Annotated in this window: 10 protein-coding genes; all 10 read right to left on the bottom strand. The window is 37.3% G+C overall.

Annotated features, from left to right (window positions below; all coding sequences use genetic code 11):
• Nucleotides 1-275: flagellin N-terminal helical domain-containing protein (locus AC220I_RS15325; RefSeq protein WP_486724732.1), on the bottom strand; the 275-nt coding region annotated here is incomplete at its 3' end.
• A 138-nt stretch (nucleotides 276-413) separates the two neighbouring features.
• Nucleotides 414-638 (bottom strand): carbon storage regulator CsrA, encoded by a 225-nt coding sequence (csrA, locus tag AC220I_RS15320; protein WP_486724731.1) that lies wholly within the window; start codon nucleotides 636-638, stop codon nucleotides 414-416.
• The gene (gene fliW, locus AC220I_RS15315) at nucleotides 638-1,081 is read right to left on the bottom strand and encodes a flagellar assembly protein FliW (RefSeq protein ID WP_486724730.1); all 444 of its coding nucleotides are present in this window, start codon (nucleotides 1,079-1,081) and stop codon (nucleotides 638-640) included. Before fliW ends, csrA begins: the two co-directional genes overlap by 1 nt.
• A 17-nt stretch (nucleotides 1,082-1,098) precedes the next feature.
• The gene (locus tag AC220I_RS15310; protein ID WP_486724729.1) at nucleotides 1,099-1,653 is read right to left on the bottom strand and encodes a DUF6470 family protein; all 555 of its coding nucleotides are present in this window, start codon (nucleotides 1,651-1,653) and stop codon (nucleotides 1,099-1,101) included.
• Between the two features lie 46 nt (nucleotides 1,654-1,699).
• Nucleotides 1,700-3,967 carry a flagellar hook-associated protein FlgL gene (flgL, locus tag AC220I_RS15305; protein ID WP_486724728.1) on the bottom strand — a complete coding sequence of 756 codons (2,268 nt, stop codon included), beginning with the start codon at nucleotides 3,965-3,967 and terminating at the stop codon, nucleotides 1,700-1,702.
• Nucleotides 3,968-3,979: 12 nt separating this feature from the next.
• Nucleotides 3,980-5,632: a flagellar hook-associated protein FlgK gene (gene flgK, locus AC220I_RS15300; RefSeq protein WP_486724727.1), complete on the bottom strand. Its 1,653-nt coding sequence runs from the start codon at nucleotides 5,630-5,632 to the stop codon at nucleotides 3,980-3,982.
• Nucleotides 5,633-5,805: 173 nt separating this feature from the next.
• A complete protein-coding gene (locus AC220I_RS15295; RefSeq protein WP_486724726.1) occupies nucleotides 5,806-6,300 on the bottom strand; it encodes a flagellar protein FlgN in 495 nt (164 codons plus the stop codon).
• Between the two features lie 95 nt (nucleotides 6,301-6,395).
• Nucleotides 6,396-6,674, bottom strand: coding sequence for a flagellar biosynthesis anti-sigma factor FlgM (flgM, locus tag AC220I_RS15290; RefSeq protein ID WP_486724725.1), 279 nt, complete (start codon nucleotides 6,672-6,674; stop codon nucleotides 6,396-6,398).
• Between the two features lie 78 nt (nucleotides 6,675-6,752).
• The gene (locus AC220I_RS15285) at nucleotides 6,753-7,163 is read right to left on the bottom strand and encodes a zinc-ribbon domain-containing protein (RefSeq protein ID WP_486724724.1); all 411 of its coding nucleotides are present in this window, start codon (nucleotides 7,161-7,163) and stop codon (nucleotides 6,753-6,755) included.
• Between the two features lie 23 nt (nucleotides 7,164-7,186).
• Nucleotides 7,187-7,448 (bottom strand): ComF family protein (locus AC220I_RS15280; RefSeq protein WP_486724723.1); only part of this gene is annotated, 262 nt, incomplete at its 5' end.

Raw genomic sequence — 7,448 nt, 5'->3', positions numbered from 1 at the left:
TCTCTCATTCTTTGAAGAATGTCATGCGTTTCATTAAGAGCACCTTCAGCTGTTTGAACCAAAGAAATCGCATCTTGCGAGTTTCTAGATGCTTGGCTTAAGCCTCTAACTTGTGATCTCATTTTTTCAGAGATTGCAAGACCAGCTGCGTCATCGCCTGCACGATTGATTCTGTAACCTGAAGATAATTTTTCCATTGATTTTGATTGTGAACCCGTTACCATACCCAATTGTCTGTGGGTATTCATAGCCATTAAGTTATTATTAATTCTCATAAAAAATTCCTCCTTGAATTATTTACTCTGGAATCCTTTCCAGATGGTTGTAAGCTGATTAATATGCCGGCCGTCACATTAACCGCTCTATGTTAATAATATCGGTGTATTTTTTAGAAACTTTAGCGTCCAATAAAATTATTTTTTTATTTTATCCGATAAATCTGCCAACAATTTTTTGGACTCCAAAGCTTCCATGTTGCTCTCTTGAATTTTCTCCACAATTTCGCTTCTGTATATACTCACGTGCTTAGGGGCATCAATCCCAATCTTGACCTTTCCTTCTTCTATACTAATGATTTGAATTGTGATTTCATCATTAATAATGATGCTTTCGTCTTTTTTACGTGTTAAAATCAGCATCAAACCACCCCTTTGTTATTTTTCTCAAAGATAAAGTGTTTAACGTCAGTATACTCCGAAAGGATCACCTGCTTGGCTTTATTATTGGTGTTGTTTACAATTACAGGTGCTGCCAAGTTGATGGATGTGTTTTCAATTTTTGAAGGTATCGTGGTTATTGAATAGATGGACAAATCTCCAGGTGAAGAAATCTCTAACTTTTTCACAACATCCTCTGAAATTTCAAAATCATAATTATTGATAAACAAAAATGGATCTGTTATAACAAACGCAATATCTTCATTTTCAACGGACTGTAGAAAGTGAAACGGAAGGGCTTTATCGTTTGAAAGCACAATGATAAACTGACTATAATTTTCAAAACCCGGTAATCCATCTCCAAAAGTGATTACATTTTTCTCTTCATACTCTACTTCACCTAAATGAGCTGTTTTAATTAGCATATTTCTCCTCCATTACTCTATCTATCTTTTTCATACCTAAACTGAATTGATGCATACTGTTTCACTGCAATTTCTACCTTCCACGGTTCATAAGTCATCCTAACAGGATTGGACTTTGTTGAATTTATGACTTGTCCTCTATTGAATTTATAATTAACAGTGCCACGTACGAGTTCAATAGAAGGCCTTGACTTAGGAATGGTATCGTAATTATACTCATGAGTAAACATTTCATACGCATTGTACAAGGCTTGATCTGGAATCGGGTCCTGACCTGATTGAATATTTGCATATGCATTGCCATCATCCACAATCCTTGCGATGCCAGCCTGTAGCACTTGCTGACCATAACTGATTGCATCATTCATAAAGGCCTTTAATCCCTTGAGGCCAGCTTCTTCAAAGCATTTAGACTGATCAATACGCACTTCAGGTTTAGTCGTGGTTATTTCAAGTAATGGTTTCTGTGTTCTGATATCCAAAACGTTAACCCCATTGCCCTCTTGATATAACTTTGCATCCTTTGTCGTAATTGAAATTAAAGTTGGTCTTGATTCAACATGCATAGGCATAATATCACCCCTTTAAATAACTCATCAAATCATCTATACCCTTTAATTATTGAATGAAATCCACTAATGATGGTTGAATTACTTTTGAGCCAACACTGAGTGATGCCCTGTAAACATTTTCTAGGTTCTTGAACAACATAATGGCTTCTGCCATATCTACATCTTGCACCTTACTCAAAAGGCTTGTATAGGTTAGTTTGTTTTCATCGATTCGATTAGAAATAAACTCAATACGATTGGTTTTACCACCTATTTCACCAGCAGCTGTGAGAACACGATCTAAGTGCTTGTCTAGTTTTCCTAGTATTAATTGAATCGAATCATCATCCTTCACAGTAAGTGCGTCCTCCAGTGTTCTAAGATCGTGAATGAGTTCGCTCTCTTGGCTGAAAACGATGTCCATATTAAGCGTATGAGACTCGCCATCATCCGTAGCAACCGCTGTGAAATCAAGCGTTAAGCCATCACCACCTGCAACGACAATTTTACCTGCGCCAAATTTTGAATCAATCTGTGTCTGAAGTTCTGTAACCAGGTCTGATACGGTATTAAGGCCACTAAAATCCACATCAAATCGCTTTTGAACACCATCGAGCTTAAACATCATGGTATTGATATCTGTAAAGGCTTGAACATCTGTATCGAGCAACGCCACATTTGAAGACATGGTTTTATCAACACCATCAAGTCCTAGCGTTATTGCGTTTCCAGTAAGTCCAGCTGAAGCTGTGGTGTCTGTAATTGCCACAGTTGAACCATAAGTCTTGGATACAATGACAAGTTTATCGTTAACATCAAAATACACATCTGCCACATCACTTAAAACGCCGCCAACGCCATCATCCGCATTCTTATAGGCATTAATGATTTTTTCCTTGGTTACAGGATTGAAAATCGTATTATCTAGGAGACTTTCATCAACATTATAAGTTGTGCCCCCTACGTCAATATCAAGCGTATCACCGCTATAGTCATAATTCAAATTAACACTTGTAGAAAATTTGGTCGCTGTCGCCTTGTCAGTTTCAACAGTTTGTCTGTCTATACGACTTGAGAAGAAACTACCCTTCTGTGTTACGATACCAATATCGAAAGTATGCGCTATGTCATCATAGACACCTAAAGTGGTTATCTCCAGCGGCTGTCCATCTTCACCACTCACTAAAAAACGGTCTGGACCATATGCCGAGTCCAATTTTGACTGTATTTGTGAGACCAACTCTTCAACATTATCTGCTGCATTTAAGTCGACATTAAGGTCTGTAGCAAGGCCATCGTAGGTCACTTTTAGTGTGGTTGTATTGATATACTCTTTAACCTTAGCATCGCTAAGTGGAAAATTGCCGACTATTGTTGTTGCATTCACAGGATCCGTTCCATAAGTAATCAAATTTCCGGAGAGGCCAGCACTTGTTGAGTTGTCAAACATCGTTACAGTAGGTCCAAATTCCTTTGCTGTAATCACCAATAAATTACCTGGATCAATTCTAATGTCTGCCACATCTGATAGTTTACCATTAACACCCACGGCATTTTCAAGCGCTGTAATAAATTCAAATTGTGTCGTTGGAGGCACAAGTGAGGATTCATCCACATGATAATTTGCACCATTAATCGCAAATGCCAGTACATCTCCAGTTGCATAGTTATGCGTCAAATCAACCGTTGCCGTGAAATTAGTTGCAGTCGCAGGTGTTGTTGTAACCGTTTGTGGGGTAATCATTCCTTCGAAATAACTGTCCGTTTGGACGACACCAAAGATATCCACTGGACTAACACTCAAATCCATAACCTCACCAACTGAGATCTCATAGCCAAGGCTCTTCTGATTAGCACTTCTTTCTGATGTCATGTCAATATTGTATGTGCCATCATCATTAAAAAGCTTTGTATCTGTTTGTAGTCCGGAGAAGATATAACGACCTGCAATTGTGGAGTTACCCAGTACGACAATTTCTTTCGTTAATTCGGAGACTTCAGTTTTAATTTTACTTGTATCATCTGCATTGTTCGATCCATTAGCAGCCTGAACTGTTAATTCTCTAATACGTTGCAGGATATCCTTAATATCTGTAAGCGCACTCTCTGAAACTTCAAGCCAGCCGAGTGCATCCCTTATATTTTCACCATATTGCTCAGTTTCCCTGATATCTGTTTTAAACTTTAAAACTTGAGTAATACCGACCGGGTCATCAGAAGGTCTATGAATTTTCTTACCTGTTGAAAGTTCGGTTTGCTTGGTCGCCATACTTTGAAGGTTCTTATTGGCATTCCACAGCATGTCTTTAACGAGCATATTATTCGTAATTCTCATTTAAAATCACTCCTATCTTCCAACTGTACCTAACCGATTAACCACTAGATCCAGCATTTCATCATAAACGTTTACCATTCTTGCATTTGCATTATAGGCCGTTTGAAACTTAATCATGTTGGACATTTCCTCATCAAGCGAAACCCCCATGACAGAGTCTCGACTGGTACTAAATTCATTTACTAGCTGTGCCTGATTTAAGGCGACTCTATCCGCTTCAGCAGCGTCAACACCAAGGTTGGACACAAGGGATTTAATGTAATCCTCTGGGGCACCCCATTCATAGAGTTTAATATTATGTCTTGTTGAAATCATGTCCAAAACATTAGAACCGTCACCAGGAACTTCTTCAATATTTTTTGCTGCTGCAAATTTATTTAAATCTTCTAAATCTTTTGCAATGGTCACTTCACTTGATTTGATTCGGTCTGTTACAAAATACTCACCATCAATTAGTTTGATGGTCTTTCCAGCATAGTCTGGATTGTTTGCCAGAATCTTATTGATATTACTATTGATTTGGTCCTCTTGCTCATCCACAGGCAGAGCACTGACACCCTCTAAAACAGAATTGGTAACATTAACTGCTTTACCGGCGTTTAAGCCCTCTTCTTTTAAATAGGTTTTAAACTCTGCTGTTGTCATGTCATTGATGGTAAACATGTAATAGCCTGTATCTCCATCTAAGCCATAACCTTGCTCGTGGATTTCGTTCATTGTATCAGAGAGGACATCCACAAACTCATCTAACTTTGAAATGTAGTATGGAATACCCTTTTTATCACCATCAATATTATCACGTACATCTCTTAGCCCACTGATCTGACCCGTAGTGACATTAAGTGTATTGCCATCTGCCCACTGAACATCCATTATTTTATCATCATCACTGTCATTTAACTTTTCAGTTCTTGGCACAAGCTCAAGCGAATCACTTCTAAAATGTGAAACAAGAAGATGTCCGCCTAAAAGCACATGAAATCTATTTTGTTCATCTTCATAGTAATCAACGGGTGCAAGCTCTGAGATTTTATCCATGATTACATTTCTTTGATCCCTAAGGTCATTTGCTTTTCCACCCTCAAGTTCTGCTTCATAGATGGCCTTATTTAGAGAAACCACTTGTTCAGAATACATATTTAATTCATTTACAGACGATTGAAACTGATAGTTCAAATCTCTTTGAAGATTTGTCAGCATCCCAGAAATACGCGTAACACCTTCTGATAATGCAATTGTATTTTGTCTTACTAAAGTTCTCGCCGTTAAGTTCTCAGGATTTTTTGATAAGCTCTGAAGCGATTCATAGTAATTATCAAGCAATTCGCCGATACTTGAATCTGAAGGTTCATTAAAAATGCCTTCTATCTGTTCAAGTACTCCTGCTCTTGCGTCCCATTCACCCTTAGCCGAATTTTCATTTCTGTATTTGTAATCCAAGTATTCATCTCTAATTTGTTTTACTGCAGTAACATCAACACCAACACCTATGGTACCAAAACCACCTGGAAGTGTTTGAGGTTTATATGCTTCCATATTCATTACCTGACGGGAATACCCTTCAGTATTTGCGTTTGCAATATTGTGAGAAACAACCCCCAGAGCTCTTTGATTGGCAAATAATCCTGACAAAGAAATACTAAGACCTAAAAAACCTGATGCCATTTGAGTTCTCTCCTTTCAAAGCCTCCGTGCTTATTTCATGAGTACACTTAAATCCTTTTAAATGCTTTATTGCTGATCATTATCATTAACTGTATTACAGAACATTTTACTAAAACACCTTATATATAACTAAACTTTTGAAGTCTAGGATCAGTCCTCAAAAGTTTTTTTACCTATACTCTTACATCAAATATATTCTTACGCTCAACTTGATCATCCATTGCGTCTTTTGTATATTTTCCGCTATCCGTTGAAATCTGAGTCAACAATTCAATATTATAGTTCACTAAATTTATTTTTTCTTCTAATAATTTTGCGTTAAATCGTGTTTCATCAGCGACATTCTTCACTAGAACCAAGAGTCGATCTTTGGCATCCGATACAAGCTTCCTTTCATCTGAAGGCAAGAATTGCATTAGTTGTGACACATTTTCGACAAACTCAAGATTATTCTCTCTTAAAACCAAATCAACGACTTTTTCTCTAATCTCTTCTAGTTTAAATAAAGTGATCACAAGGCCTTGTTCTTCCGACGCAAGGGTCTCAAGCTCACTTATTCGCTGATCTTTAATCGCAGCTCTTTTCTTCTTCGAAAGCTGAAGTATTTCACGGTAAATTTCTTCTTCCTTATTAAGCGTCAGTGCCAGTTGTTCTACACTCTTAGTCATAAGACCGTCTCCTTTATCACACAAAACTATCTTTTGCTTCAATAATATAAGAACCGGACAAATGTCCGGTATATGTAGGGGCTAAAGAAATCGGCTTATTTTGTTAATCCCTTCAAAATTTGCTCGGCAATTTGTTCCGCATTAGGCTTATACTGTCCAGAACTGATTTGTTCCTTAATTGCATTAACCTTCTCGCTTCTGACTTCAGGCACATCTTTTAGTGCTTGCATTGCAACTTGATAATCTCTAGCTTCGCTGGAAATTTCAACTTTATCACTTTTGAAGCCAGGTTTTTCAACTTCTTCGTTCTTCTTAACGTTCTTACCATAAGTTTTTAAGACGTTTTGAATATTTGGGCTACCAGTAATTCTCATATAAAACACCCCCGTTCGCGCCGATTTCTCTACTATAGATATCGGCATAAACAGGGGTAAGTTTAGTTCTTTTTTAAATTATTTTTTTTCTTTTATATGCATTCCAATTTTCGATCTTTGGTTGGTGTTTGCTCCGATGCCCTCTTTGAGCCCATCAGTGAGTTTACGAACACATTTAGGGCAAAATCTGCTCCCATCATCCATGGGTTCACCACATCGTTCACAAAAAGAAATGATGGCGTTCTTACCCAAAACAATTTTTCCATCTCGGATCCATTTTAAGATGGCTTCTGTGGAAATACCCGTGCCCATACTAACGTCTTTAACACTTGATGCTGGATTGTCATAGATATATTCTCGTACTCTTGTAAAATCATCATCAATATCTTCATTACATCTAGAACACAAAGTACTGCTCACATCTGTAGCTGAAAATAAGCGATTGCATTTTTTGCAGTTCCTTAGATTACCCATTTTGTTTTCTGTCATTTTTACCCTCCTGAAAAATTCAACTATTGCCCCATTGCAAATGTAATACAGTAAATTTCCTCTGCACCTGCCTCATATAGAACTTTTGAACAAGCATCAACAGTAGCACCAGTTGTATAGATATCATCTATTATTAATAATTTCTTGTTTTCAATATTAGATTGTTCATCACGTGATAATATTATAGCATCTTTTAGCATCAGCTTCCTAGCGTCTTTATTAAGGTTTTTCAATTTTTTCGTCTTTTTACAGCGCTTTAACACGATGATTTCAACCTGGTTTTTA

The organism is Fusibacter sp. (assembly GCF_057447755.1).
This window is presented reverse-complemented; position numbering and strand designations above follow the sequence as displayed.